24 protein-coding genes are annotated in these 24,444 nt (G+C 72.0%); 9 read left to right on the forward strand and 15 right to left on the reverse strand.

The window, feature by feature from the left end; all coding sequences use genetic code 11:
• Positions 1-41 precede the first annotated feature (41 nt).
• A complete protein-coding gene (locus MFF61_RS01460; protein WP_238233332.1) occupies positions 42-1,022 on the forward strand; it encodes a LysR family transcriptional regulator in 981 nt (326 codons plus the stop codon).
• Here MFF61_RS01460 and MFF61_RS01465 read toward each other — a convergent pair.
• On the reverse strand, positions 994-1,908 hold the full coding sequence (locus MFF61_RS01465) for an NAD(P)-dependent oxidoreductase (RefSeq protein WP_238233333.1): 915 nt from the start codon (positions 1,906-1,908) through the stop codon (positions 994-996). The genes MFF61_RS01460 and MFF61_RS01465 overlap by 29 nt on opposite strands.
• Positions 1,909-2,026: 118 nt before the next feature.
• On the opposite strand from MFF61_RS01465, the gene MFF61_RS01470 reads away from it, so the two are divergent.
• Both MFF61_RS01470 and MFF61_RS01475 read left to right on the forward strand, forming a co-directional pair.
• The gene (locus MFF61_RS01470) at positions 2,027-2,434 is read left to right on the forward strand and encodes a carboxymuconolactone decarboxylase family protein (RefSeq protein WP_238233334.1); all 408 of its coding nucleotides are present in this window, start codon (positions 2,027-2,029) and stop codon (positions 2,432-2,434) included.
• 118 nt (positions 2,435-2,552) lie between these two features.
• A complete protein-coding gene (locus tag MFF61_RS01475) occupies positions 2,553-3,350 on the forward strand; it encodes an N-acyl homoserine lactonase family protein (RefSeq protein ID WP_238233335.1) in 798 nt (265 codons plus the stop codon).
• Positions 3,351-3,361: 11 nt separating this feature from the next.
• On the opposite strand, the gene MFF61_RS01480 is transcribed toward MFF61_RS01475, so the two are convergent.
• Entirely contained in the window at positions 3,362-4,615 is a 1,254-nt protein-coding gene (locus tag MFF61_RS01480) for a class I SAM-dependent RNA methyltransferase (protein ID WP_238233336.1), read from the reverse strand.
• Positions 4,612-5,361, reverse strand: coding sequence for a TlyA family RNA methyltransferase (locus tag MFF61_RS01485; RefSeq protein WP_238233337.1), 750 nt, complete (start codon positions 5,359-5,361; stop codon positions 4,612-4,614). Before MFF61_RS01485 ends, MFF61_RS01480 begins: the two co-directional genes overlap by 4 nt.
• A 104-nt stretch (positions 5,362-5,465) precedes the next feature.
• Here MFF61_RS01485 and MFF61_RS01490 point away from each other — a divergent pair, with 104 nt between their 5' ends.
• Positions 5,466-6,011, forward strand: coding sequence for a superoxide dismutase family protein (locus tag MFF61_RS01490; protein WP_238233338.1), 546 nt, complete (start codon positions 5,466-5,468; stop codon positions 6,009-6,011).
• Between the two features lie 163 nt (positions 6,012-6,174).
• Here the strand turns inward: MFF61_RS01490 and MFF61_RS01495 are convergent, their stop codons facing one another.
• The 9 genes from MFF61_RS01495 to MFF61_RS01535 form a co-directional block, all read right to left on the reverse strand.
• Positions 6,175-7,140, reverse strand: a complete 966-nt coding sequence (locus MFF61_RS01495) for a type II secretion system F family protein (RefSeq protein WP_238233339.1) — start codon at positions 7,138-7,140, stop codon at positions 6,175-6,177.
• 129 nt (positions 7,141-7,269) lie between these two features.
• Positions 7,270-8,220 (reverse strand): type II secretion system F family protein, encoded by a 951-nt coding sequence (locus MFF61_RS01500; protein ID WP_238233379.1) that lies wholly within the window; start codon positions 8,218-8,220, stop codon positions 7,270-7,272.
• A 49-nt stretch (positions 8,221-8,269) separates the two neighbouring features.
• The gene (locus MFF61_RS01505) at positions 8,270-9,727 is read right to left on the reverse strand and encodes a TadA family conjugal transfer-associated ATPase (RefSeq protein WP_238233340.1); all 1,458 of its coding nucleotides are present in this window, start codon (positions 9,725-9,727) and stop codon (positions 8,270-8,272) included.
• Between the two features lie 206 nt (positions 9,728-9,933).
• Positions 9,934-11,178, reverse strand: coding sequence for a CpaE/TadZ family protein (locus tag MFF61_RS01510; RefSeq protein ID WP_238233341.1), 1,245 nt, complete (start codon positions 11,176-11,178; stop codon positions 9,934-9,936).
• Between the two features lie 75 nt (positions 11,179-11,253).
• Positions 11,254-11,997 (reverse strand): CpaD family pilus assembly protein, encoded by a 744-nt coding sequence (locus MFF61_RS01515; protein WP_238233342.1) that lies wholly within the window; start codon positions 11,995-11,997, stop codon positions 11,254-11,256.
• 44 nt (positions 11,998-12,041) lie between these two features.
• Entirely contained in the window at positions 12,042-13,550 is a 1,509-nt protein-coding gene (locus MFF61_RS01520; RefSeq protein ID WP_238233343.1) for a type II and III secretion system protein family protein, read from the reverse strand.
• 44 nt (positions 13,551-13,594) lie between these two features.
• The gene (gene cpaB / locus MFF61_RS01525; RefSeq protein WP_238233344.1) at positions 13,595-14,398 is read right to left on the reverse strand and encodes a Flp pilus assembly protein CpaB; all 804 of its coding nucleotides are present in this window, start codon (positions 14,396-14,398) and stop codon (positions 13,595-13,597) included.
• A 206-nt stretch (positions 14,399-14,604) separates the two neighbouring features.
• Positions 14,605-15,111, reverse strand: a complete 507-nt coding sequence (locus MFF61_RS01530; RefSeq protein ID WP_238233345.1) for an A24 family peptidase — start codon at positions 15,109-15,111, stop codon at positions 14,605-14,607.
• A gap of 138 nt (positions 15,112-15,249) precedes the next feature.
• On the reverse strand, positions 15,250-15,438 hold the full coding sequence (locus MFF61_RS01535; RefSeq protein WP_238233346.1) for a Flp family type IVb pilin: 189 nt from the start codon (positions 15,436-15,438) through the stop codon (positions 15,250-15,252).
• A gap of 318 nt (positions 15,439-15,756) precedes the next feature.
• Between MFF61_RS01535 and MFF61_RS01540 the strand changes: the two genes are divergently transcribed.
• The 5 genes from MFF61_RS01540 to MFF61_RS01560 all read left to right on the forward strand — a co-directional run bounded on the left by MFF61_RS01540 (position 15,757) and on the right by MFF61_RS01560 (position 20,220).
• Entirely contained in the window at positions 15,757-16,245 is a 489-nt protein-coding gene (locus tag MFF61_RS01540) for a pilus assembly protein N-terminal domain-containing protein (protein WP_238233347.1), read from the forward strand.
• Between the two features lie 151 nt (positions 16,246-16,396).
• Positions 16,397-16,981 carry a TadE/TadG family type IV pilus assembly protein gene (locus MFF61_RS01545; RefSeq protein ID WP_238233348.1) on the forward strand — a complete coding sequence of 195 codons (585 nt, stop codon included), beginning with the start codon at positions 16,397-16,399 and terminating at the stop codon, positions 16,979-16,981.
• A gap of 44 nt (positions 16,982-17,025) precedes the next feature.
• Positions 17,026-17,637 carry a TadE/TadG family type IV pilus assembly protein gene (locus MFF61_RS01550; RefSeq protein WP_238233349.1) on the forward strand — a complete coding sequence of 204 codons (612 nt, stop codon included), beginning with the start codon at positions 17,026-17,028 and terminating at the stop codon, positions 17,635-17,637.
• A gap of 218 nt (positions 17,638-17,855) precedes the next feature.
• Positions 17,856-18,665 carry a glutathione S-transferase family protein gene (locus MFF61_RS01555; protein WP_238233350.1) on the forward strand — a complete coding sequence of 270 codons (810 nt, stop codon included), beginning with the start codon at positions 17,856-17,858 and terminating at the stop codon, positions 18,663-18,665.
• A gap of 778 nt (positions 18,666-19,443) precedes the next feature.
• Positions 19,444-20,220 (forward strand): LuxR C-terminal-related transcriptional regulator, encoded by a 777-nt coding sequence (locus MFF61_RS01560; RefSeq protein ID WP_238233351.1) that lies wholly within the window; start codon positions 19,444-19,446, stop codon positions 20,218-20,220.
• 620 nt (positions 20,221-20,840) lie between these two features.
• Here the strand turns inward: MFF61_RS01560 and MFF61_RS01565 are convergent.
• From MFF61_RS01565 to MFF61_RS01575, 3 genes are all read right to left on the reverse strand, one after another.
• Positions 20,841-22,316: an exopolysaccharide biosynthesis polyprenyl glycosylphosphotransferase gene (locus tag MFF61_RS01565; protein ID WP_238233352.1), complete on the reverse strand. Its 1,476-nt coding sequence runs from the start codon at positions 22,314-22,316 to the stop codon at positions 20,841-20,843.
• Between the two features lie 130 nt (positions 22,317-22,446).
• On the reverse strand, positions 22,447-23,283 hold the full coding sequence (locus MFF61_RS01570; RefSeq protein ID WP_238233353.1) for a WecB/TagA/CpsF family glycosyltransferase: 837 nt from the start codon (positions 23,281-23,283) through the stop codon (positions 22,447-22,449).
• Positions 23,283-24,272, reverse strand: a complete 990-nt coding sequence (locus MFF61_RS01575; RefSeq protein WP_238233354.1) for a UDP-glucuronic acid decarboxylase family protein — start codon at positions 24,270-24,272, stop codon at positions 23,283-23,285. The genes MFF61_RS01570 and MFF61_RS01575 overlap by 1 nt, the downstream gene beginning before the upstream one ends.
• Positions 24,273-24,444 lie beyond the last annotated feature (172 nt).

A 24,444-nucleotide genomic window follows, 5' to 3' on the forward strand; every position in this document is an offset into this window, starting at 1 on the left:
CACTGCGCACAACATGTGAACGGAATTCACAGGTCTGAGCCGTGGATCGCTTCGGGGAGATGCTCGTCTTCGTGCGGGCGGTGGAGGATGGCGGCTTCTCGGCGGCCGGGCGCAGCCTGACCCTGACGCCCTCGGCGGTGAGCAAGCTGATCGGGCGCCTGGAGAACCGCCTCGGCGTCGCGCTCTTCCACCGCGGGCCGCGCATCCCGGCGCTCACCGCGGAGGGCGAGGCCTTCTACGCCTCGGCGCTGCGGGCGATCGAGGCGGTGGAGGAGGCGGAGGCCTCGGTGTTCGGCGGCAGCGCCGCGAAGGGCACGCTGCGCATCCGCTCGATGCCGACCTTCGCCACGCACCAGCTCGCGCCGCTGGTGCCCGCCTTCCGGCGCCTGCACCCGGCGCTGCGGCTCGACTTCGTGCTCAGCATGGAGCCGGGGAACCTGCTCGACGGGGGCGTCGACGTGGCGATCCATGTCGGCGACCTCGCCGATTCCTCGCTCGTCGCCCACCGCTTCACCTCGACCCGCTGGATCATCTGCGCGGCGCCCGCCTACCTCGCCGAGCGCGGCACGCCGCAGAGCCCGGCGGACCTCGCCGGCCACGAATGCCTGAACTTTCCCACCACCGTGCCGTGGAGCACCTGGGGCGTGCGCGGGCCCGCGGGCGCGCCCGCCCGGCTCAAGCCCGCCGGCAGCGTCGCGGCCAATACCGGGCAGATGCTGCTGGCGATGGCCCGGGCGGGCGCCGGCATCGTGCGGCTCGCCGAGTTCCACATCGTCGAGGATCTGCGGGCGGGCCGGCTGGTCGACCTGTTTCCGGATCAGCAGAGCGAGGCCGAGGACCCGATCTACGCCCTCTACGGCCGCCGCCGGCACCTGAGCCAGCGCATCCGGGTCTTCCTCGACTTCCTGGACCGGTCGTTCTCGCAGGGAACGCCGGCGTGGCGGCGCTCCGCCCAGGAACGGCGCGAGGAGCGGCGGGCGGGACCGCGCGCCGTCAGCGATCCTCCGCCGCCAGCAGCTTGAGGTAGCGGTCGACCTCGGTGTGGTCGGCCTCCTGGCCGAGCCGCGCCAGGGCCTCGCGGGCGAAGCCCACCACCGCGTGCGAGAACGGGGCCGGGCGCTCCAGGGCGTCGGCGAGGTCCACCGCGATGCCGATGTCCTTCGTCATCAGGGCGAGGCCGAAGCCGGAATCGTAGGTCTCCGGCAGGATGAAGGACTTGAGCTTGTTCTCGGTGGTGTTGTTGCGACCGGTCGAGACGTTGAGGATGTCGGTCATCACCGCCGGATCGAGGCCGAAAGCGGCCCCGACCTGCAGCGCCTCGCAGGTGGCGATCAGCCCGGCGGCGGAGACGTAGTTGTTGAGCGCCTTCATGGCGTGGGCCGAGCCGAGGGGGCCGGTCTCGAAGATCGCGCTCCCCATCGCGTCCAGCACCGGCCGGATCCGCGCCAGCAGGGAACCGCCCACCATGATCGAGAGCGTGCCGGCCTCCGCCTTCTTCACCCCGCCGGAGACCGGCGCGTCGGCAAGCGCGAGGCCGGCCTCGGCGAACCGCTCCCCGAGCCGGCGGGTGGAGAGCGGGGCGGAGGAACTCATGTCGATCAGGATCGCGCCCGGCCGCATCGCGCGGATCAGCGGCGCCTCCCCGTCCAGGGCGACGCGCGCGACGGCGGCACCGTCCGGCAGCATGGTGATGACGGCCTGCGCCTCGGCGGCGGCCTCGGCCGCCGAGACGCAGGGGATGCCGCCGGCCTCCGCGAAGGCTGCGAGCGCCCGCTCGGCCGCGTCGTAGCCGCGGACCGCGAAGCCCGCGGCGAGCAGGCGCCGGCCCATCGGCAGGCCCATCCGGCCGAGGCCGATCAGGCCGATGCGGGCCGGCGGCGCGATCGGGGCGGTGTCGGCTTCAGCCACGGGCGTCCTCCCGGATGGATCGTTCTCCCCCCATCAAACGCCGCGCGCGATTGACAGACAAGTGAGGGACGGCCGAGGCTGGTGGGCAACGGGGCATGACCCCGAGGGAGGACGCGGCATGGCCGAGAGCGAGCAATTCGAGAAGGGTCTGGAGGTGCGGCGCGCCGTGCTCGGCCCGGACTACGTCGACGGCAGCCTCGCCCGGGCCGACGAGTTCATGATGGCGTTCCAGCGCATCACCACCGAGTGGTGCTGGGGCTATGCCTGGACCCGGGAGGGCCTCGACCGGCGCACCCGCAGCATGCTGAACCTCGCGATGCTGACGGCGCTGGGCCGGCCGGCCGAACTCAAGCTGCACGTGAAGGGCGCGCTCACCAACGGCGTCACCGTCGACGAGATCCGGGAGATCCTGCTGCACGCGACGGTCTATTGCGGCATTCCCGCGGGGCTCGACGCCTTCAAGGCCGCCCACGAGGTGCTGAAGGCCGAGGGCGCCGTGACGGGCGAGCCGGCCGCCCCGCGCTAAGCAGATTTCGCAAAAGTGGTCGCCGGTTTTGCGATAAAAATCTGCGAAGAAACAAGAACCTAAGCGGACGAAGCGTTGGCTTGCCAACGCAAGTCTGCTTAGACCCCGCGAGGCCCGCGTGGAGACCTACGAGATCCTGGCCCTGCGCTACGCGGTGCACGACCGCCCGGCGCGGGAGAACTTCCTGTTCTGGCCCGAGGGCGACCCGCACGCCGCGATGCCGCTCGACTACTTCGTCTGGGTGGTGCGCAACGCCGCCCGCACGGTCTTGGTCGATACCGGCTTCGGCCCCGAGGCGGCGGCCGCGCACGGCCGCACCCTGCTGGTCCACCCGGCCGAGGGCCTGCGGGCGCTCGGCGTCGACCCGGAGGCGGTGCGGGACGTGATCATCACGCACCTGCACTACGACCACGCGGGCAACCTCGCGGCCTTTCCGAACGCCACCTTCCACCTGCAGGATGCGGAGATGGCCTTCGCGACCGGGCGCTGCATGTGCCATGCCCGGCTGCGCGGCGCCTTCGCGGTGGAGGACGTGGTGGCGATGGTGCGCCACGTCTATGCCGGCCGCGTGCGCTTCACGGATGGGGATGCCGTGCTGTGTCCCGGCCTCTCGGTGCACCGCGTGCCCGGCCACACGCAGGGCCTGCAATGCGTGCGGGTGGCCACCGAGCGGGGCGCCGTGGTGCTCGCCTCCGACGCCGCGCACTACTACGCCAACCTCGAGACCCGGAACCCCTATTCCATCACGGTCGACGTGGCGGCGACGATGGAGAGCTGGGACCGCCTCGCGGCCCTGGCCGACGGCCCCGACCACGTGGTCCCGGGCCACGATCCCCTGGTGATGCAGCGCTATCCGCGCGCCGGGGTGGCCGGCCTCGACGCCGTGCGGCTCGATCTGGCGCCGACCGGGCGCTGAGGCGGGCCGGCTCAGCGCCGGCGGCGCCCCTCGCGCCGGAAGACGCCGACGAGTTCGACGTGCGGCGAGTGCCGGAACTGGTCGAGGGGCACCACCTCGGCGAGCCGGTACCCCCCGGCGAGGAGGAGGCCCGCGTCGCGCGCGAAGGTGCCCGCGTCGCAGGAGACGCCGACCACCACCGGCACCGTCGCCTCGGCGAGCCGCGCCGCCTGCGCCTCAGCCCCGGCCCGGGGCGGGTCGAACACCACGGCGTCGAAGCGGTCGAGTTCGGGCGCGAGCAGCGGGCGGCGGAAGAGGTCGCGGCGCTCGTGCGTGACCGCCCGCAGGCCCGGCGTCGCCCGCGCCGCCCGGTCGAGGGCGGCGAGCGCCCCGGCATCGCCCTCGACCGCGTGCACCGCCCGGGTCTCGGCGAGCCGCAGGCTGAAGGCGCCCGCGCCCGAGAAGAGGTCGGCGACGCGCTTGGCCTCCCCGACGCCCGCCACGACGAGGTCGGCGAGCATCGCCTCGCCGAGCCGCGTCGCCTGCAGGAAGCCGCCCGGCGGCGGCACCAGGGGCGCCCGGCCGGCCGGAACGACCGGCGGGCGGCGCTGCACCAGCACCTCGCCGTGAAGGGACAGGCGCGCGAGGTCGAGGTCGCCCGCGAGCGCCACCAGCGCCTGCCGGGCGCGCGCATCGGCCGGGCCGTGGCCGCGCACGTCCACGTCGAGGCCGCCCGCGGTCGCGGTCGCCTGCACGTCGAGGGGCTTGCCCCCGCCGCCCAGCGGCCGGGCGAGCGCCCGGGCGACCTCCGGAGCGCGGTGCAGGGGGGGCTCCGTGATCGGGCAATGGTCGATGGCGACGAGCGCGTGGCTGCGCGCCGCCATGAAACCGGCCTCGGCGCGCCCGTCGATGCGCCGCACGTGGAACGTCGCCCGCCGCCGGCCGGCCCCGTGCGCATCGCGCAACGGCGCCACCGGGGCGTCGATGCCGGCACGCGACAGCGCGGTGACGACGAGCCCGCGCTTCCAGGCCGCGTAGGGCTCCGGCGCGAGGTGCTGGATGGCGCAGCCGCCGCAGGTGCCGAAATAGGGGCAGAAGGGCGCGACCCGGTCGGGCGAGGGCGCCAGAACCGCGTCGAGCGCGGCCCGCCGCACGCCGCGGCGCTCCTCCGCCGGCCCTACCCGCACCCGCTCCCCCGGCAGCGCCCCGGGCACGTGCAGCCCGTCCGCCGCGACCCCGTCGCCGCGGGCGCCCAGGCGCAGGATCTCGATCCCGTCGCCGCTCATCGCGCCGCCTCCCGCACGGCGCCGAGCAGGAACTCGCGGTTGCCGTCCCCGCCCTCCACGGGCGAGGGGATCAGCCCCACGGGCCGAAAGCCGAGGCTCCGGGCGAGCGCGCGCACCTCCTCGCACACCTCGGCCCGGACCGCCTCGTCGCGCACGATGCCGCCGCGGCCGACCCGCGCCCGCCCGGCCTCGAATTGCGGCTTGATCAGCGCCACGAGGCGGGCGTCGGGCGCCGTGAGGGCGGGCAGCACCGGCAGGACGTGGGCGAGCGAGATGAAGCTCACGTCGACCACCGCGAGGGCGGGCGGGCCGTCGAGGAGGCCGGGGTCGAGGGCGCGCACGTCGGTGGCCTCGTGCAGGGCGACCCGGGGATCCGCCGCGAGGCCGGGGTGGAACTGCCCGCGCCCCACATCGACCGCATGGACCCGCGCCGCGCCCCGGCGCAGCAGCACGTCGGTGAAGCCGCCGGTCGAGGCGCCGATATCGAGGCAGGTGAGCCCCGCGGGATCGATGCCGAAGGCGTCGAGGGCCGCCGCGAGCTTCAGCCCGCCGCGCGAGACGTAGGGGTGGGGCGGGGCGGCCTCGATCCGGGCCGACCGCGCGAGGAGGTCGGAGGGGCGGCGCACCGGTGCGCCGTCCGCCCGCACCAGCCCGGCCGCGATCGCCGCCTGCGCCCGCGCGCGGCTCTCGAAATGGCCCGCCTCCACCAGCAGGCGGTCGGCCCGCAGCCGCTCCCCGTCCGTCATGCCCGTCGCTCTCTCGCCCCCGCTCTCGGCCGGCCGACACCATCCCCTGTCGCGGCCGGCGCACTCCCTTACCTGATGCAGGCCAGGAGAGGAGAGGCGACAGAATGAGGTTCCACCTGTCCGCGGGCGCCGCGCTCTGGACCGCCCTTGGGGCCGCCCTTGGTGCCGCGCTCCCGGCCGCCGCCCAGCCGCAGGCGGCCCTCCAGACCTACGACGCCCCGGTCGTCAACACCAAGGGCGAGCCGATCGGCCGGATCCAGATCCGCGACGGGGCCAACACCCTGGTGATGCGGGTGCTGATCGGGCCGGGCGGCCTGCCGCCGGGCTGGCACGGGATCCATTTCCACGCGGTCGGGACCTGCTCCGACACCGCGAGCTTCGAGCAGTCCAAGGCGCACGTGAACCACGACGGCAGCAAGCACGGCCTGCTCAACCCGGACGGGCCGGACGAGGGCGACCTGCCCAACGTCTACGCCAATCCGGACGGCTCGGTGAATGCCGAGGTGTCGAGCGAGACCCCGCTCACGGGGGAGGGCGGCCTGAAGGACGCGGACGGCTCGGCCCTGGTGATCCATGCCGGCGAGGACGACCACGCGACCCAGCCGATCGGCAATGCGGGCGCGCGCATCGCCTGCGCGGCGATCAAGTGAGGCCGGCGGTCATCGACGATGACCGCCGGTTCTCGATTTCTCCGTCGGATCTTTGATGTGGCATCGACACAGCGGGATGCCTGAACGGCCCGATGCGTCAGCATCCTGGGCCGTTGGGCGTCCTGGGCCGTCGGGCGTCCTGGGCCGTCGGTATGACGGTGCCTCACTTCGAGTGGAAGATCTGCACCAGCGCCGGGGTGAGGATCACCACGAACAGCACCGGCAGGAAGAACAGGATCATCGGCACGGTGAGCTTGGGCGGCAGGGCCGCGGCCTTCTTCTCCGCCTCGGTCATGCGCTGGTCGCGGCTCTCCTGCGCCAGCACCCGCAGCGCCTGGCCGATCGGGGTGCCGTAGCGCTCGGCCTGGATCAGGGCGGTGCTCACCGCCTTGACCGACTCCAGGCCGGTGCGCAGGGCGAGATTCTCGTAGGCGAGGCGCCGCTCGGTCAGGTAGGAGAGCTCCGCCGTCGTCAGCGCCAGCTCCTCGGCCAGCACGATGCACTGGTTGGCCACCTCGACGCTGACCCGCTTGAACGACTGCTCGATGGACATGCCGGATTCGACGCAGATCAGCAGCAGGTCGAGCGCGTCCGGCCAGTTGCGCTTGATCACGGCCTGGCGCTTGCTGGTCTGGTTCCTGAGGAAGATCTCCGGCGCCTTGATGCCGGCATAGACCGCCGCCACCACGATCAGGCAGCGGATGCTCAGCGGCTGATTGAGCACCTTGAGCACGAACATGTAGAAGACGGCGACCAGGAAGAAGCCGACCGGCATCACCAGCCGGAAGAACAGGAACGCCGTCTCGGCCTGCGGGCCGCGGTAGCCCGCCGTCATCAGGCGCTTCTTGGCATCCTCGGTGGCCAGCCAGTTGTCGAGCCTGAAGCGCTCGACCACGCGCTTCATGTAGGCCTTGGGCTGGTGGCGCAGGTTGCCGCGCTGGTTCAGCCGCTCGCGCTCGCGCAGCCGGATGCGGTCGCGCTCCTCGCCGACGCTCTTCATGCGCTTGGCGAGCTGGTCGGGCTCTAGGAAGGGCTGGATCAGCGTGTAGGCGGTCGCCGCCGCGGCGACCCCGGCCAGGATCGAGGCGATGAAGCGCGGGTCGGTGAGATGGGTCAGAAGCGCCAGCATCGGCCGTCTCCGGGGCGGCCCGAGGGGGCGCCCGCCAAGAGCATCCCGTTCGCCGCGGGTTTCACCGGTTCGGCGGCGAACGGGATGCGGAACCAAGAGCCTGAGCGGAACGGCCCCGGGCCGTTCCGCTCAGATGTCGAAGGTGATCATCCGGCGCATGACGACGACGCCGACGAGCATCCACAGGCCGGACAGGACCAGGGCGATCTGGCCCGTCTTCGTGGTCCAGAGCAGCGAGATGTAGGCCGGGCTCGACAGCCAGCACAGGATCGCCACCACGAAGGGCAGCGAGGCGATGATCGCCGCCGAGGCGCGCGCCTCCATGCTCATCGCCGAGACCTTCTCGGCCATCTTGTGGCGCTCGCGAAGCACGCGGGACAGGTTGCCGAGCGCCTCCGAGAGGTTGCCGCCCGCCTTCGACTGGATGCCGATGACGATGGCGAAGAAGTTCACCTCCGGCACCGGCATCCGCTCGTGGAGCTTGGCGCAGGCCTCGGGCAGGGACAGGCCGAGCGCCTGGGCCTCCACGATCTGCCGGAACTCGCTCTTGAGCGGCTCGGGCGACTCCCGGCCGATGATGCGCAGGCAGTCGCCGATCGGCAGGCCGGAGCGGATGCCGCGCACGATCACGTCCATGGCGTTGGGCAGTTCGCGGATGAACCGCGCCACCCGGCGCTTGCGCAGGTAGCCGAGCAGCCACCGCGGCACGCCGAGGCCGGTGGCGAACGCCACCGCCAGGGTGAGGAACAGGTTGCCGGACAGGACCAGCGCGGCGAACGCGCAGACCGCCGCGCCGACCGCACTGTAGATGACGAACGCCTTCTTGGAGAGCGAGAGGCCGGCCTGCACGAGGCGCAGTTCGAGGCTGAGGCGGCTCTTCTTCTTTTCCTTGTCGTCGATCTCCTTGAGGCTCCTGGCGACCTGCTCGCGGCGGTTCACCGCCTGGATTCGCTCGCTCGCCTGCCGGCGGCCGGCCACGGCCTGCTGGCGCTTGGCCACCCGCGCCTCGCTCGGCAGCAGGGGCACGATCACCGCGTAGGCCGCGCACACCGCCGTCACCGCGCACAGCCCGGCGACCATCAGGGTCTTGGGATCGGTCACGTCCGCCTCCCGCTGCAGGGCCGCGCCATCACGTCGCCTCCGCCGGTTCGGCGACCTCGGCCGCGTCGAGGGCGGCGGCGAGCGCCCGCTCCTCGCCGTAGTAGCGGGCGCGATCCCAGAAGCGCGGGCGCCCGATGCCGGTCGAGCGGTGGCGGCCGATCAGTCGGCCGTTCTGGTCCTCGCCCTGGATGTCGTAGACGAACAGGTCCTGGGTGATGATGACGTCGCCCTCCATCCCCATCACCTCGGTGACGTGGGTGATGCGGCGCGAGCCGTCGCGCAGGCGCGCGGCCTGGACGATCACGTCGATCGAGCCGGCGATCATCTCGCGGATGGTCTTGGAGGGCAGGGTGTAGCCGCCCATCGAGATCATCGACTCGATGCGCGACAGGCACTCGCGGGGGGAATTCGCGTGGAGCGTACCCATGGAGCCGTCGTGGCCGGTGTTCATGGCCTGGAGGAGGTCGAACGCCTCCGGGCCGCGCACCTCGCCGACGATGATCCGCTCCGGCCGCATGCGCAGGCAGTTCTTGATCAGGTCGCGCATGGTGATCTGGCCCTGGCCCTCGAGGTTGGGCGGGCGGGTCTCCAGGCGCACCACGTGGGGCTGCTGCAGCTGCAGCTCGGCCGCGTCCTCGCAGGTGATGATGCGCTCGTCATCCTCGATGTAGCGGGTGAGGCAGTTCAGCAGCGTGGTCTTGCCCGAGCCTGTGCCGCCCGACACCACCACGTTGCAGCGCACCCGCCCGATGATCTGCAGGATCTTGGCGCCCTCGGGCGAGATCGATCCGAAACGCACCAGCTGGTCGAGGGTGAGCTTGTCCTTGCGGAACTTGCGGATGGTGAGGGCGGGCCCGTCGATGGCGAGCGGGGGCGCGATGACGTTGACGCGCGAGCCGTCCGGCAGGCGCGCGTCGCAGATCGGCGAGGATTCGTCGACCCGCCGCCCGACCTGGCTGACGATGCGCTGGCAGATGTTCATCAGCTGCTGGTTGTCGCGGAAGCGGACGCTGGTCAGCTGGATCTTGCCCGAGACCTCGATGTAGGTGCGGTTGGCCCCGTTCACCATCACGTCCGCGATGTCGTCGCGGGCGAGCAGCGGCTCCAGGGGACCGTAGCCGAGCACGTCGTTGCAGATGTCGTCGAGCAGGTCCTCCTGCTCGGCGATCGACATCACCACGCTCTTGAGGCCGATGATCTCCGTGACGATGTCGCGGATCTCCTCGCGCGCGGCATCCGCCTCCAGGCGCGCGAGCTGGGCGAGGTCGATCGCCTCGATCAGGGCGCCGAAGATCATGCTCTTGGTGCGGTAATACTCCTCCGAGCGCCCGCTCTCCACGGCCACCGGCACCTCGCGCGCGCGGGCCGTCTCCTGGCCGGGGGCCGTGTCCTGGAACACCGGCGCGGTGGATTCCGCCTGCGGCGGGGGCGCCGGACGCGCTGCCGCGACGGTCTGGACGCTCGCTCCGGGTCTCCTGCCGAACATGGGTGCTGCCGGGCCTTCCGCGGTCGTGGCGATGGACCGCCGGTGGCGGCGGACCGCGGCCCGCCACGACCGGTGCGGGTTCGCGGCCCCGGCCGTCTCCGGCGGCCGGGGGAGGGCCGTCAGCGGACGGGCCTGGGCCGGTTCCGCTGCGGCGCTTGTCTGCGCATCCCGTCCGCCGCCGGACCGATGCGCTGAGGGCGTTGCGCTCAGGACGCCTTGCGGCGGATGAGCTTGGCGAGGAGCGGATCCAGCATGCTGCCCCGCGACCGCTTCACCTCCGTGCGCCCCAGGACGGTGGCGGCGAGGCCCGAGAGGATCTCGTTGGTCTTGTTGCCGGCCTGCACCTCCGAGAGCATCTGGCCGTTGTTGGCGGCGGCGCCGAAGAGCTGGGGCTCGAACGGCACGGCGGCGGCCGCCGTGACGTCGAGCGCCTTGCAGAACTCGGCGACCGCGATCTCGGGCCGCTTGGGCATCCCGACCTGATTGAGGACGAGGCGCGGGGCGCGGTCGTTCGGGCGGGATTGCCGCAGCAGGTCGAACAGGTTGCGGGCGTTGCGCAGCGAGGCGAGCTCGGGGATCGCCACCACCACGATCTCGTCGGCGCCGATCAGGAGCCGCCGGTTCCAGGCCGTCCAGACGTGGGGCACGTCGAGGACGATGCACGGCACCATCGCGCGCAGGATGTCGATCACCCCGTCGAAGGCGCTGTCGCCGAAATCGGCGGTGCGGTCGAGGGTGGCGGGGGCGGCGAGCAGGCTGAGGTTGTCGGTGCACTTCGAGAGCAGGCGGTCGACGAAGTTGGTGTCGATGCGCTCGGGCGCGAACACCGCCTCGGCCACGCCCTGCGGCGGGTCCTGGTTGAAGTTCAGTCCCGCCGTGCCGAAGGCGATGTCGAGGTCGGCGATCACCGTGGAGGTCGCGTGGTCGCGGGCCACCGACCAGGCGAGGTTGTGGGCGAGGGTCGAGGCGCCCACGCCGCCCTTGGCCCCCACCACCGCGACGGTCCGCCCGAGCGGCTCGGCCCCCGGCTCGGCGAAGAGGTCCGAGACCGCCGCGATCATCGCCACGGGATCGATCGGGGCGATCAGGTACTCGCTGACGCCGCGCCGGATGAAGTCGCGGTAGAGCAGCACGTCGTTGACGTGGCCGATGACCACGACCTTGGTGCCCGGGTCGCAGACCTCCGCGAGGGCGTCGAGCTGAGAGAGGGGGTTGCCCCGCCCGCCGTGCAGTTCGAGCACCAAGACGTTCGGGGTCGGCGCGGTGCGGAAGGCCTCCGCGGCGGCGGGGGCGCCCCCCATCTGCACCTTGAGGTGCGCCTTCTGCATGCGGCGGTCCTCCGCCGCGGCCTCGATCACCGCCGCCACGTCCGGGGTCTCGCAGAAGGCCTGGATGGTAATGCGCGGAACCGGGGCGATCACCCGCTCGGTCGTGTCGGTCCTGTCAGGCATGGCTGGCTCGGGCGATCCGGCTCGGGGGAGGGGACACGAGGGGGTGGCGACGACGCGCGGCGAACGCGGCGCGGATCACTGGCCGACCTCATCCTTCACGCTGGCCGAGCCATCCTGCTTCCAAGTGGTTGACGGATCCTTGCCTTTGCGCAGCTCCTGCAGGTCGCGGGTGCGCGAGACGGTGTCGACCCGGCCCTCCTGGCGGCCGCGCACGAGGTCGACCGGGTCGGCGACCTGGCTGGCAACGTTCGACTGCATGGCGCAGCCGAGGTTCCAGTGCGGCGCGTTGCCGAAGCTCGCCGCCGGGTCGCTGACGCCGAGATCGTGCGGCCACAGCCCGCAGGCGCCCGCGACCTTGGCCTGCATGCGCCGGAAGCTCAGGCGCACGGGCGCCGCCACGGACGGGTTGGCGACCGGGTAGGGGGCGACCACGATCTCGCGCGCCGCGATGCCGCGCGAGACGGCCCGCTCGCGCAGGAGCGAGGCCGTGCGGGCGACCGCGGGACCGGGCACCTGCGAGCCGCGCGGCACCTCCAGCACCAGCACGCCGCGGCCGTAGCGGCGGTATTCCAGCAGGAAGGCGTCCACGTCGTCCGCCTGGCGGGGATCGACGTGGCCGAGCCCGGTGACGAAGACGTCGAGGTTGCGCGGCGTGTCGGACAGGACGATCGGGTGGCGCCCCTCCACGGTGGCGGGCAGGGTCGAGCCGGTGGTCGAGACCCGGTTCGAGACGCAGGCGCCGAGCGAGAGGGACAGCAGCGCCAGGGCGGCGGCATGCAGGCCGGGCCGGCGGGCGGGCAGCGAGGAGCGGGCGGGCATCGCGGGAATCCGTGGGCGCGGGGGCATGGAGAGCGGAAGCCGGGTCAGTCGGTGATGAAGCCGAAGCGGCCGCGATAGGTCTTGGCGGCGAGCGGGGCGGCGCCGACCACGCCGTAGAGGCGGTTGAAGCGGCCGAGCAGCACCGCCTGCCCGTCGGTCGCCTCGACGAAGCCGTCGTCCGGCCGCTTGGCCTGCCCGGCCTCCATCGCCTTGGCGATGTAGGGCGTCACCATGATCATCAGCTCGGTCTCGTCGCGCTGGTAGTCGCGGGAGCGGAACAGGGCGCCCAGCACCGGCAGGTTGATCAGGCCGGGCAGGCCGGTGATCGCCTGACGGTTCTTCTGCTGGATCAGGCCGGCGGTCATGATCGTGGCGCCGGAGGCGAGTTCCACCGTCGTCTCCGACTTGCGGACGGTGAAGCCCGGGACCGCCGTCGCCTCGCGACCGACCACGTAGGTGAACGCGTTCTGCTGGTCGATCTCGGTGACGTCGGTGCCGACCCGGATCGAGATGCGGTTCTCGCTCAGCACCACCGGCGTGAAGCTCAGGCTGACGCCGTAGGGCTTGAAGGTGATGCCGGGCAAACAGCTGGGCGTCGCGCCCGCGCCGGAGGCCGTGCAGCTCAGGCCGCCCGGGACCGCGATCTCGCCACCCGCCGTGAACTTCGCCGCCTCGCCGGAGATCGCCGTCAGGGTCGGTTCGGCCAGGACGCGCGAGACGCCGGCCTGCTCGAACGCCTTCAGGGTCGCCTTGAGGCCGCCGCCGGTGAAGTTGCCGTTGGCGTCCACCGACCCGATCACGCCGGTGATCCCGTTGCCGAGGGGGAACCGCCCGGCGTTGAGCGCCAGCGGCGCCGTGTTGTCGAAAGCCAGCCCCGACCACGTGCCGCTGACGTTGATGCCGAACTGCTTGAGGACGGTGCGCGACACCTCGACCACGGTGACGCGCAGCATCACCTGGTCCTTGCCGCGGATCGAGATGTTGTTGATCACCGTGCCGCGGACGGCCCCGCCGGCGCCGCCGAGGCCCACGAAGGCGTTGGCGATGTCGATGGCCTGCTGCGCCTCCGCGGCGGCGTTCACCGTGCCGGTGAGGAGCACGGATTCGCCCGCCGGGCGCACGTCGAAGCGCCCGCCGGGCAGGCTGGTGGCGAGCGTCTGGCGCAGGACGTTGAGGTCGCGCCCGACCGTCACGTCCAGGGCGGCGATCTGCCGGCCCTCGGCATCCATCACGAAGATGGAGGTGGCGCCGTTCTCCACCCCGATGACGAACACCTTGCGGGTGGAGCGCACCACCGCGTTGGCCACCTTGGGATTGGCGACGAACACCTCCTTGGCGTCCCGCGGCAGGTCGATGACCAGCGAGCGGCCCTGCGTCAGGTCGACGCGGCGCGAGACCTCGGCCTCGTTGGGACCGACGGCGAGGATCGGGGCCGGCGTCACCGCGGCGCCCGGCCCCGCGCGGACCGGAGCGGGACCGAGGAGGCCGCCGGCCAGGAAGAGGCCGGCGGCGAGGCCGGAGAGGAGCGGCCGGGAGGCGGGAGCGAGGGTCATGAACGCGGGTGTCCTGGGCGCGGTCGTCGCGAGGGCGGACGGCATCAGCGGCGGGGGGCCTGACGGGCGACGCCGTAGCGCACGACCGTGACCGCGGATTCGGCCTGCGGCTCGGGCGCCTCGGGCTGGGCGCGCCCGGCATCCGCGAGGCTGCGCAGGGCCAGCGAGAGCTGCCCGACCTTCTGGGCCAGGGTGATCTGCTCGGTCTGGGCGGGGCTGAGTTCGAGCGTCGCGGTGTCGCCCGTGACGACGCGCTCGCCGTTGCGCTCCTGCACCGTCTGGCCCACCGCCAGCACCCGCACGTTCGTCAGGATGGTCTCGGAGACCTGCACGTCCGTGCTGGTGGCGCGGGACGCCTCCTCGTCGCGGTAGGTGCGCAGCACATCCACGCGGTCGTTGGGCAGGATGAAGCCGCCGGCGGTGTTGCTGCCGCGGGCATCGATCGAGATCGCCACGGCGCGCATGCCGGTGGGCAGGATCGCCGACAGGAAGCCCGATCCGTTGGCACGGATCAGCTTCTCGCGCCGCATCGGCTCGCCGCCGAGGAAGGGGGAGCGCACGAAGGAGCCGACCGTGTCCTCCAGGGCGTTCGGCGCCTGGGACCGCTGCAGGAAGCCCTCGTTCACCGCCCCCTTGGGCCACGCGAGCCAGCGCATGTCCGCGGCCCGGAGCGTCTGGCCCATCGGCAGGTCGGCGGCGGCGACGAGGACGTCCACCGTGTCGGCCGCGACCGGGGCCGCCGCGACGGGGGCCGGCGGCGGGGGGGGAGGCGAGCCGCTCATCATGTAGAAGGCCAGCAGGCCGGTGACGCCGGCGACGCCGAACAGGAGGGCGCGGGAGGACTTCATGGACGGACCGGTCCGGGCATGACGGCATCGCGCCGCCGACCCGCCGAGATCACCATCCATTCCTCAAATTAAGGTTAACCGTTTCCTGATCGCGACTTGAAGACGCGATCCGGGCGCGCGACTTGGGGGGCGTTCTGGGGGCGTGACTTTGGGCTCGTCGTTCCCGGCCCGGCCGCCCGGGCGGATCGACCCCGGCTCCGCCTGGGTCAGGCCGGAAGGGCGGCGCGCCAGAGGGGCGCCATCGGGCAGACGACGAGCGCGGCCGCGGCGAGCGCGATGCCGTAGGGGATTCCGGTCCGCCGGTCGAGGAGGCGCTGCGCGAAGGGCCAGCCGAGGGCGAAGCCCGGCAGCGGATAGGTCCGGGCGTAGACGATCAGCAGGGTGAGCAGCCCGCCCGCCAGCGAGGCGAGCAGCACGTAATCGGCCAGGACCTCGAAGCCGAGCCACAGGGCGGTCGCCGCCGCGAGTTTGGCGTCGCCTCCGCCGATCCAGCCGAAGGAGAACATCGCGAAGGTGATCAGCAGCGTCAGGGCGCCGGCCGCGACATGGCTGCCCGCCTCGGCCCAGCCCAGGCCGAGCGCGAGCGCGGCGACCGGGAAGGCGGCGACGAGCGCGAGCGACAGGCGGTTGGGGATCGTCATCGTCAGGAGGTCGCTCGCGGCCGCGTAGGCCATGAGGAACGGGAAGACGACGAGGAGCGCGATGCTGGCCATGGGGGCCTCCGGGGCAGGCACGGCACGCGCCGCCACCGCCGAGGGTGCGAAGGAGCGCGGCGGCGGGGCGGCCGAGCGCGCACAGGGTCGGACCGGTCCGGGGCGACCCGGACCGGTCCGACACCTTGGTCGACGAGATCAGCCGCCCGCCGCCGGCGTCCCCGCCCCGATCTTCTCGGCCACAGCGGTGAACATCGCGCTGATGTTGGTGCCGACGCTCGTGGCCGCCGTGATCAGAGCGACCGCGATCAGGGTCGCGAGCAGCCCGTACTCGATCGCAGTGGCGCCGCTCTCGTCCGAGACAAAGCGCTTCATCAGTGTCGTCATCGATCCCCATCCTCGACTGATTGGCCGCATACAATTCCGTCGACATTCGAATACCGTCGTCCGGAACTGTCGTCAGACTAGGCCGGGCGAATTGAGGTTGGGTTAAAGCGACGCTCGAATGTCCGGCGGCACGAGGGAAAGCGGCGCGTGGTTAACGATCCCCAATGGTCGGACGAAGCGACTCCCCTGACCCTGGGGCATGCGGACCGTGCCCGGCCCGGGGCGGGCAGGACGGCGGCCGCGTGTTAGGAGTTCCTCAACCATCCTGCCCTCTTGATGCGGGTCGACCGTATCCTTCGTCGCCCGGGACCCGAGACGATGTGCCCGCAGCCCCGCCGCCCTCGCCGCCACGCCTTGCGCGGCCTCGCCCTGCTTCTCGCCGTGTGGGCGCCGACGAGCGCGGTCGCGCGCGACGAGGCGGGCGCCGCCGGCGCCGTGGTCTCGGTGTCGGTGGACAACGCCAAGATCATCCGCCTGCCCGAGCGGACCGCCACCGTGGTGGTGGGCAACCCGATCATCGCCGACGTCTCGCTGCAGCGGAACGGCATCGTCGTGCTCACCGGCAAGAGCTTCGGCAGCACCAACCTGATCGCCCTCGACGGGACCGGCACCATGCTGGCCGAATCCTTCATCACCGTGCAGGCGGCGGGCTCCTCGGTGGTGACGGTGCAGCGGGGGCTGGAGCGCGAATCCTATTCCTGCACGCCGGCCTGCCAGCCCGCCGTCCAGCTCGGCGACGCGCAGCGCTACTTCAACGAGGTCAGCGGCCAGGCCGGTCAGCGCAACACCATGGCGCAGCAGCGCTGAGCCGGGCGCCCCGGCGCACGCGGCGCCATCCGGGCGTGGACGACCCCGCCCGAGGGCGCGCTGCGCGATCGTGGCAACGCTTCCGCAAGGCTTTGCGCCTAAGCCTCGAAGCCGAGCGGCGCCGATGGATCTGCCGCGCGAGTACCCCCGCATGATTCGGTCCTTCGTGCATCGCCTGCCCGCCCTCGCGCTTCGCCAGGTGCGGCGCTTCGGTCCGGCCCGGAACGGCGTCGTGGCGGTGGAGTTCGGGCTCGTCGCGCTCCCCTTCGTGGGGCTGCTCGCGGCCATCACCGAGACGGCGCTCGCCTTCTTCGCCGCGCAGATGCTCGATGCCACCGTGTCCGACGCCGCCCGCCAGATCTATACCGGGCAGTTCCAGAACTCGCTCAAATCCAATTCGCCGGCCCTGAGCGCCGATGAGACGCTGAAGAAGTTCCGCAAGCTGGTCTGCACCGGCCGGGTGACGATCTTCGATTGCGACAAGCTGAAGATCGACATCCTGCCGGTGTCGAACGATGACAGCTTCAAGCCGAAGAGCCCGATCGACGCGCAGAACAAGACATGGCGCAAGGATTTCGGCACCAACTACACGAAGCCCGAGGCGAGCCAGATCGTCCTGGTGCAGGCGGCGGTGGAATTCCCGGTGTTCTTCAGCGCGATGAACCCGATGACCCTCACCAACGGCATGCGGGTGCTGCAGACGACGGTGGCGTTCAGGACGGAGCCCTACCAGTGATCCTCGGGCGGATGAAGGGACCCCGCGGGAGGGGCGTGGCGGGGATGCGGCGGTCGTTCCCGCGGGCCGCCGACGGCGTGGCGGCGGTGGAATTCGCCATCGTGCTGCCGGTGCTGCTGTGGCTGTACTTCGGGGCGAGCGAACTCGCCCAGTACATCAGCAACAGCCGCAAGGTGACGCTCGCGGCCCGCACCATGGCCGATCTCGTGGCCCGCGACTCCGGCACCATGACGGTCGCGACCCTCGACACGATCATCCGGGCGAGCCGGGCCGTGCTCGCCCCGTTCGATCCGGCGACCGCGACATTCGTGATCAAGGCCGTCGGGGTCTACGGCGCGAACGGGTCGCAGGCCAAGGTCTGCTCCAGCATCGAGAGCGCCGGCACCGACGCCAACCCGCTCTACAAGGCTCCGGCCACGTCGACCGCCCTGCCGCCGGTGCCGGACGCCTACAAGGCCAACGGCGCCCGCTACATCCTCGTCGAGATGACGATGACCTACACCAAGATGCTCGGCCCGTTCTTCGCCCCGGTGCCGCTCAATGCCCTGGAGGAGCGGATCACCTGGCCGGTCCGCGGCGGCACGGCGTTCAACAGCGCCACCGGGAGCCCCGAGATCGTGCTTCCGGGCGGCGCCCCTTGCTCCAAGAACTTCTGAGATCCGCATAGAGCCGCCCGGGCGGAGCCGGCCCCCGGCCGGCCGCTCGCCCGTGATGCCGCCTCGTGCCCGCGGCCGAATCATGGGATCCTCATCATCGGACCCTCGGCGCACGAGGCCTTGCCGGGCGGATGCGCCCGACGGCGTCTCGGCCTTGATGCCCCGCGTGTCCGGGCGGACAACCGGATCCGCGTCCGGACGGAGTCGCGCCACGCCCGGTGGAGGCCTCCTTGCTGCTCTACGAGCATCCCCTCTCGTCCTACGCGCAGAAGGTCAAGATCGTCCTGCGCGAGAAGGGCCTTCCGTTCACGCCCGAACTGCCCGAGAGCTTCGGGACCGGCCGCACCGACGGTCCCTTCGCGGCCGCCAACCCGCGCACCGAGGTCCCGGTGCTGATCGACGGCGGGATCTCGATCTTCGACTCCACGGTAATCCTGGACTACGTCGAGGAGCGCTGGCCCGAGCCTCCGCTGCTGCCGCGCGACCCCGCCGCCCGCGCCGTCGCGCGCCTGACCGAGGAGATCTGCGACACGCAGTACGAGGCGGTGAACTGGGGCTTTGGCGAGGTGCTCTGGTTCCGCCGTGCGACCGGTGCGCTGGCCGACCACCTGAGGGCGGAGGCGGCGGCGCAGACGCGGGTGCTGCAGGCATGGCTCTCCGACCGACTCGGCGCCGCGGAGTGGTTCGGCGGCGACCGCTTCGGCCGGGCGGATGCGGCGGTCGCCCCGATGGTCAACCGCTCGGTGCATTACGGCCTGGGGCCGGCCGCGGGCGGCACGCTCGCCCGCTGGCACGCGCGGGTGCGCGAGCGGCCGTCCGTGGCCGCGACCTTCGCCGAGTTCGACGCGGCGGCGGCCCGCATGGCCGAGGCCGCCGCCCTCTACACCACCGGCGGACGCCGCCGCGAGTATCGCGACCACCGGCTGGAATGGATGATCAAGTCCGGGGGCGTCGAGGTGGTGCTGGCCGGCCTGCGCGACGACACCATCCGCTTCCCCTGGCCGGAGGCCGTGGGCGGGCAGGACTGACCGCGCGGCCCGGAACCCGGGATCGCGGTGTCGCCTCGTGCAAAGCGCAAAAGGGGTAGGCCTTTCGAATCCCGCCGCGCGAACGGCCGGATTCCGCTCTCGCCGCGGCACGGCCACGCAGCCCGGCCGCCGCAGCGGACCGATGGAGGCGGAGACGGGGGCACTCCATCCTGCCCGGATGCGACTGTCGCTCCGCCGGAATGCCTTGATCCGAACGCAATCTTCCGGTTCGCGCGACAACGGCCCGTGCCGGTCGGGAGAAAGACCCTCGATCCCAGCGCGGGATGCCCTCTATTGCCCTGTATCGTTCGGTTAATACATTATTAATCAAAATAAACTGATTTTTCTCACCCAAATATTGACCAGCGCACCCGGGAGTCTCCGTCCAGGCACGCTGACCGGCACGATGAACATCGTCCCTCATCGGATGAATGCGGCATCACAGTCTTGCATCCGTCAGGCGGCGCAGCGAAGCGGTGTTGATCTAGTCGTCGCAATACGTTCCAAGATCATCACCTCATCGTCATACCCAAGCTGGATAGGCTGTTACTTGACAAACCCGATCACAGGCACAATCCTTGCCCGCAATGAGAACAGTCCTGGGGAATTGTCGCTCGCAGCCAAGGCAATTCGACGTCTTGCACCCCTCGCCTGGGCGGGGTGGACCGGGCAGACAGGAACAGCTCGACTTGAGGGCATTCAGATCGATGGCGGATGTCGGCGGCTGCGTTCCACCGGCACGACGATAACAAATGTCCTTGCACAGGGAGTTGGGTGAATGTCGAGCGTGATCGAGCCTCAGTTCGGATTGAACGCGACCGGTGCGGCAAATCCGGGACTGCGGATCCGGTTCAGACCGGCGGCCCTCCCGCGCGTCGCCACCGTGCTGATCGGACCGAGCGGCCTGTACCAGGACGGGCTGATCAGCATCCTCGAAGAGAACGGCTACCTGGCGGTGGACGCGCTCGGCAGCGTCGAGGAGTTCGACCCGGATTCGCAGCCGGAACTCATCCTGCTGACCGAGTTCGCGTGGAGCGAGGAGATGCGGGAGGCGATCCCGCAGCTGCGGCGCATGGCGCCGAAGGCGCGCATCGCGATCCTGGCGGAACCCTCGGACGGGACGATGCTGCGCTCGCTGCTCGATCTGGGCGTGCAGGCCTGTCTCGGCTACCTGACCCAGCCGGAGACGCTGATCAAGTCGCTGAACGTGATCATGAGCGGCAACATCGTGATGCCGATAGAGGTGGTGCCCTATCTCGGCCGGACCGTGCCGCGGGCGCCCGCGCCGCGGCTCCTGGCGCCCCCCGCGGTCGCGGCGCCGGCCCCCGGCACCAGCGAGACGCTGACCGGACGCGAGGTCGAGATCCTCTCCTGCCTCGCCGGCGGCCTGTCGAACAAGCTGATCGCCCGCCGCCTCGCCATCGCGGAGGCCACCGTCAAGATCCACGTCAAGAGCATCCTGCGCAAGACCGGGCTCCAGAACCGGACGCAGGCGGCGATCTGGACCCACCAGCACGGCATCACGCCGGCGGTTCCCTGTGCGGCGCGGGAGTGAGGTCCCCGCCCAAGCCCCTGCGATTCTCCATTCGAGGGCGGGTCTTGGACCGGACGAGCGGCGTCCGGGCGAGCCCCGCCCTTTCGCATGTCCGGGACGGCCCCGAGGACGCAGCGGATGCTCTCGACGCCGGGATCACCGGTTGCGGAGGGGGCCTCGTGCGGGCTCCCGCGGGACGGGCGCCTGGCCTGACCGGCTGCGTCATGCCCCGGGCGCGGGCCACGGCACGGCGCCGAGGGCGATGGCCCAAGTCCTCGTCGGCGGATGCTCTGGCGCCGCCGCAAGCTGTCCAGGAGCCTGTCGGATGCCCCGAGCCGGAGCCTCGATCCTTCGAGGGCCGCGATCCTGCGTTCTCGTGTCCTTCGCCGCGGAGCAGGCTGACGAGCATCGTCCCGCGCTGCGTGGAGACCCGGCGTCGCCGGGCCGATCGCTCCTGTGCCATCGCCGGCCGGCGTCGCATCGCCCGGGTTGCCCGGGCCAGGCGGTCCAGGCGTGCCTCGATCCGCATGGTGATGGACCGGTGATGTCCCGAAGAGACATCCCGGCCCGATCGCCGCCGACGATGGCGTCCTCTGATCCGAGGACGGGCGCGGGCCGTGCAGACCCCGCTTGCAGGGGCCTCAGCGGGCGCCCTTGGCTCCCAGAACCGCCGGCACGGTGGCGAGCAGGATGTAGAGGTCGAGCCAGAGCGACCAGTTGCGGATGTAGTAGGTGTCCTGGCTCTCCTGCACGGCGAGGTCGCCGTCGCTGCGGGCCGAGACCTGCCACAGCCCGGTGAGCCCCGGCGGCACGCTGGTGCGCAGGCGCCGGAAGGCGGGGCCGAAGCTGTCGAGGTGGTAGGACGGGAACGGGCGCGGGCCGACGAGGCTCATGTCGCCGCGCAGCACGTTCCAGAGCTGGGGCAGCTCGTCCAGGCTGCTGCGCCGGATGAAGTGCCCGACCCGGGGCAGGATGCGCGGATCCTGCGCCAGCTTGAAGAAGCGCTGCCACTCGGCGCGCGCCTCCGGGTTGGCGTCGAGGTGGTGGCGCAGCTTCTCGTCGGCGTCGCGGTACATCGTGCGCAGCTTGAGCACGCGGATCGGGCGCCCGTTCCGGCCGACCCGGACCTGCGCGTAGAACGGGCTGCCCGGATCGGCGAGCCAGATCAGCCCGGCCAGGAGCAGGATGAGCGGCGCGACGAGCACGAGGCCGAGACCCGCCGCCGTGACGTCGAGCACCCGCTTCAGCATCAGGTTGCGCGTCCGGTAGAGTTCGCGCCGGATCTCGATCCCGACCGCGCCGCCGAGCGGGCGCACCTGCAGCCACATGGCCTGGAGGTCCTGGATCTGCTGAGCGAGCACCACGCGCATGTCCGGCAGGGCGCCGACCCGGAGTCCGTCGTGGCGCACGAGATCGGCGCAGGAGGAGAAGACCGCCACCTCCGCGGCGGACAGGCCCGCCCCGTCGAGGGATTCGAGCACCGGCAGCCGCTCGGTGCGCAGTCCCGGATCCTGCGAGCGGTCGAGGACGAAGCCGATCGGCCGCAGGCCGAGTTCGGGATGGGCCAGAAGGGCATCCGCGAGGGCGCGCCCGGCGGGGTCCGCCCCGACGATCACCGTCGGCGCCCCCCAGAGGCCGGCCCGGACCAGGATCCGCTGCGCCGCCCATTCGCCGTAGAAGCCGAGGACGAGCAGAAGCGCGGTGACGAGCACGACCGCGCCGAGGAGGCCGGTCGTGACGCTTCCGCCGACCAGCAGGCAGCCTGCGGCGTAGAGGGTGAGGCCGATCGCCCGCAGCCGCAGCCGCTCGGGCGGGCTCGGCCCGTCCCCCGCATAGAGGCCGAGGGCCGCGAAGACCGCGAGCACGGCGATGACCGGGCACGGCAGAGGCCCCAACAGGAGCATACCCGGGAGTGCCCCCAGGAGCGCCCCCGGCGCCGGCACGCCGTGCAGCGCGAGGCTGGCGAGGCACCCGGCCGCGAGCGCGGCCGCAAGGTCGCCGAGCATCAGCGTCGCGGCGACGAGCCCCTGCCGCAACCGGCGCGCCGGGACCCGCTCGGCGCGGGAGGGCTGCCCGACGGTGGCGACGGAGGGAAGCACCGTGTTGCCATTCGACATGGACCCGCACCTCGCCATCAGCGTCGGGCGTGGACACCCGATCGGGAAAAGCTCGCCATCGGCGCCGGGCGCGGACGCCCGACCGCAAGAACCTGCCGGCGGCACGGCCGCGCGGCCGCGCCGCATCGGCTCAGCCGCTGTCGGCCACGCGCCGCGCCGCGCCCGGCGCGCCGTCGCGCGCCAGGAGCTGGCCGGCCGCCAGGACGAGGAAGTGCGGCACGATCCGCGCGTAGCGCCCGACGAGGCGCCGCGGCTCGCTGCAGAGGCGGTAGAACCATTCGAGGCCCGACCGCTGCATCCAGCCGGGCGCCTGCCGCTTCGTCCCGGCCAGGAAGTCGAACGCCGCCCCGACCCCCACCATCACCGGGGCCTCGATGCGCCCGCGATGGGCCGCCATCCAGCGCTCCTGCTTGGGCGTGCTCAGGCCCACCCAGACGATGTCGGGTCGGGCGGCGTTGATCTGCGCCACGATCGCCGCGTCCTCCTCCGCGGTCAGCGGCCGGAACGGCGGGCAGTACACCCCGACCACGTCGAGGCCCGGATGCTCGGCGCAGAGCCGCTCCCGGAGCCGCTCCGCCACGCCGGGGGCGCCGCCATAATAGAAGTGGCGCAGGCGCCGCTCCGGCGAGCGGCGCGTCACCGCGCGCATCAGGTCCGGCCCGTAGACCCGCCCGATCGGGCCGTAGCCGAGCAGGCGCGACATCCAGACGAGCGGCATCCCGTCCGGCGTGACGAGATCCGCCGCGGCGTGGATCCGGCGCAGCTCGGGATCCTTGCGGCACTCGATCACCCCGTGCGCCCCGGTGATGCAGACGTAATGGGGGCGCCGCGCCCGCACGAAGGCCTCGACGGCCGCGACCGCGTCCTCGAGCGTGATGACGCTGACGCCCACGCCGAGCACCGGTGCCCGCTCCTGCTCCCACGGGCGGGGGGCCTCGCCCGCGGCGGCTTCGACGGCGGTCCTCATCACGCGCTCATCTGCGGCGCGGGCTGGCGCAGGGAGCGCACCGGGGCGGCGCTGCGGGCGAGCTGCGCCTCGAAATACGCGATGGTGCGGGTGAGCCCGACGTCGAGGTCGACCCGCGGCGACCAGTGCAGCAGGTCGCGGGCGCGCGAGATGTCGGGGCAGCGCCGCCGCGGATCGTCCTGCGGCAGCGGGTGGAGGGTGATCGTCGAGCGCGAGTTGCACAGCGCGACGACGCGCTCGGCGAGCGCCAGGACGGTGGTCTCGACCGGGTTGCCGAGGTTGACCGCGCCGATCGGGCCGCCGTCGACGGCCATCAGGCGCATCAGCCCCTCCACGAGGTCGTCGACGTAGCAGAAGGAGCGGGTCTGCGAGCCGTCGCCGTAGATGGTGATCGGCTGGTTGGTGAGCGCCTGGATGATGAAGTTCGAGACCACGCGCCCGTCCTGCGGATGCATGTGCGGGCCGTAGGTGTTGAAGATCCGCGCCACCCGCACCGACATCCGGTGCTGGCGCTCGTAGTCGTAGAACAGGGTCTCGGCGCAGCGCTTGCCCTCGTCGTAGCAGGCGCGCGGCCCGGCGATGTTGACGTGGCCGCAATAGCCCTCCGCCTGCGGGTGGACGTCGGGATCGCCGTAGACCTCGCTCGTCGAGGCCTGCAGGATCCGCACGCGCAGCCGCTTGGCGAGGCCGAGCATGTTGATGGCGCCCATCACGCTGGTCTTGGTCGTCTGGACCGGATCGCGCTGGTAGTGGATCGGCGAGGCCGGGCAGGCCAGGTTGTAGATCTCGTCCACCTCGACGTAGAGCGGGAAGGTCACGTCGTGGCGCAGTAGCTCGAACGACGGGTCGGCGAGCAGGCTCTCGCAATTGGCGCGGGTGCCGGTGAAGAAGTTGTCGACGCAGAGCACCTCGTTGCCCTGCCGCAGCAGCCTCTCGCACAGGTGCGAGCCGATGAAGCCGGCACCGCCGGTCACGAGAATGCGCTTCATGTCCACGATCTCCGCTGCCGGACGCGACGTTTCAGGGCCGAACCGCGGCCGGGCGGAAGTCCCGACGTGAGATTCGGAAACACAGGCACGCCGCGGCTTCGCCTTGGTCACAGACCGAGCATGACGTTGCGCTGCACCGTCGGACAACTGGCGCATCGGGTGGATCGACCAT

The sequence above is a fragment of the Methylobacterium isbiliense genome (assembly GCF_022179325.1).
GTDB classification, from domain to species: domain Bacteria; phylum Pseudomonadota; class Alphaproteobacteria; order Rhizobiales; family Beijerinckiaceae; genus Methylobacterium; species Methylobacterium isbiliense.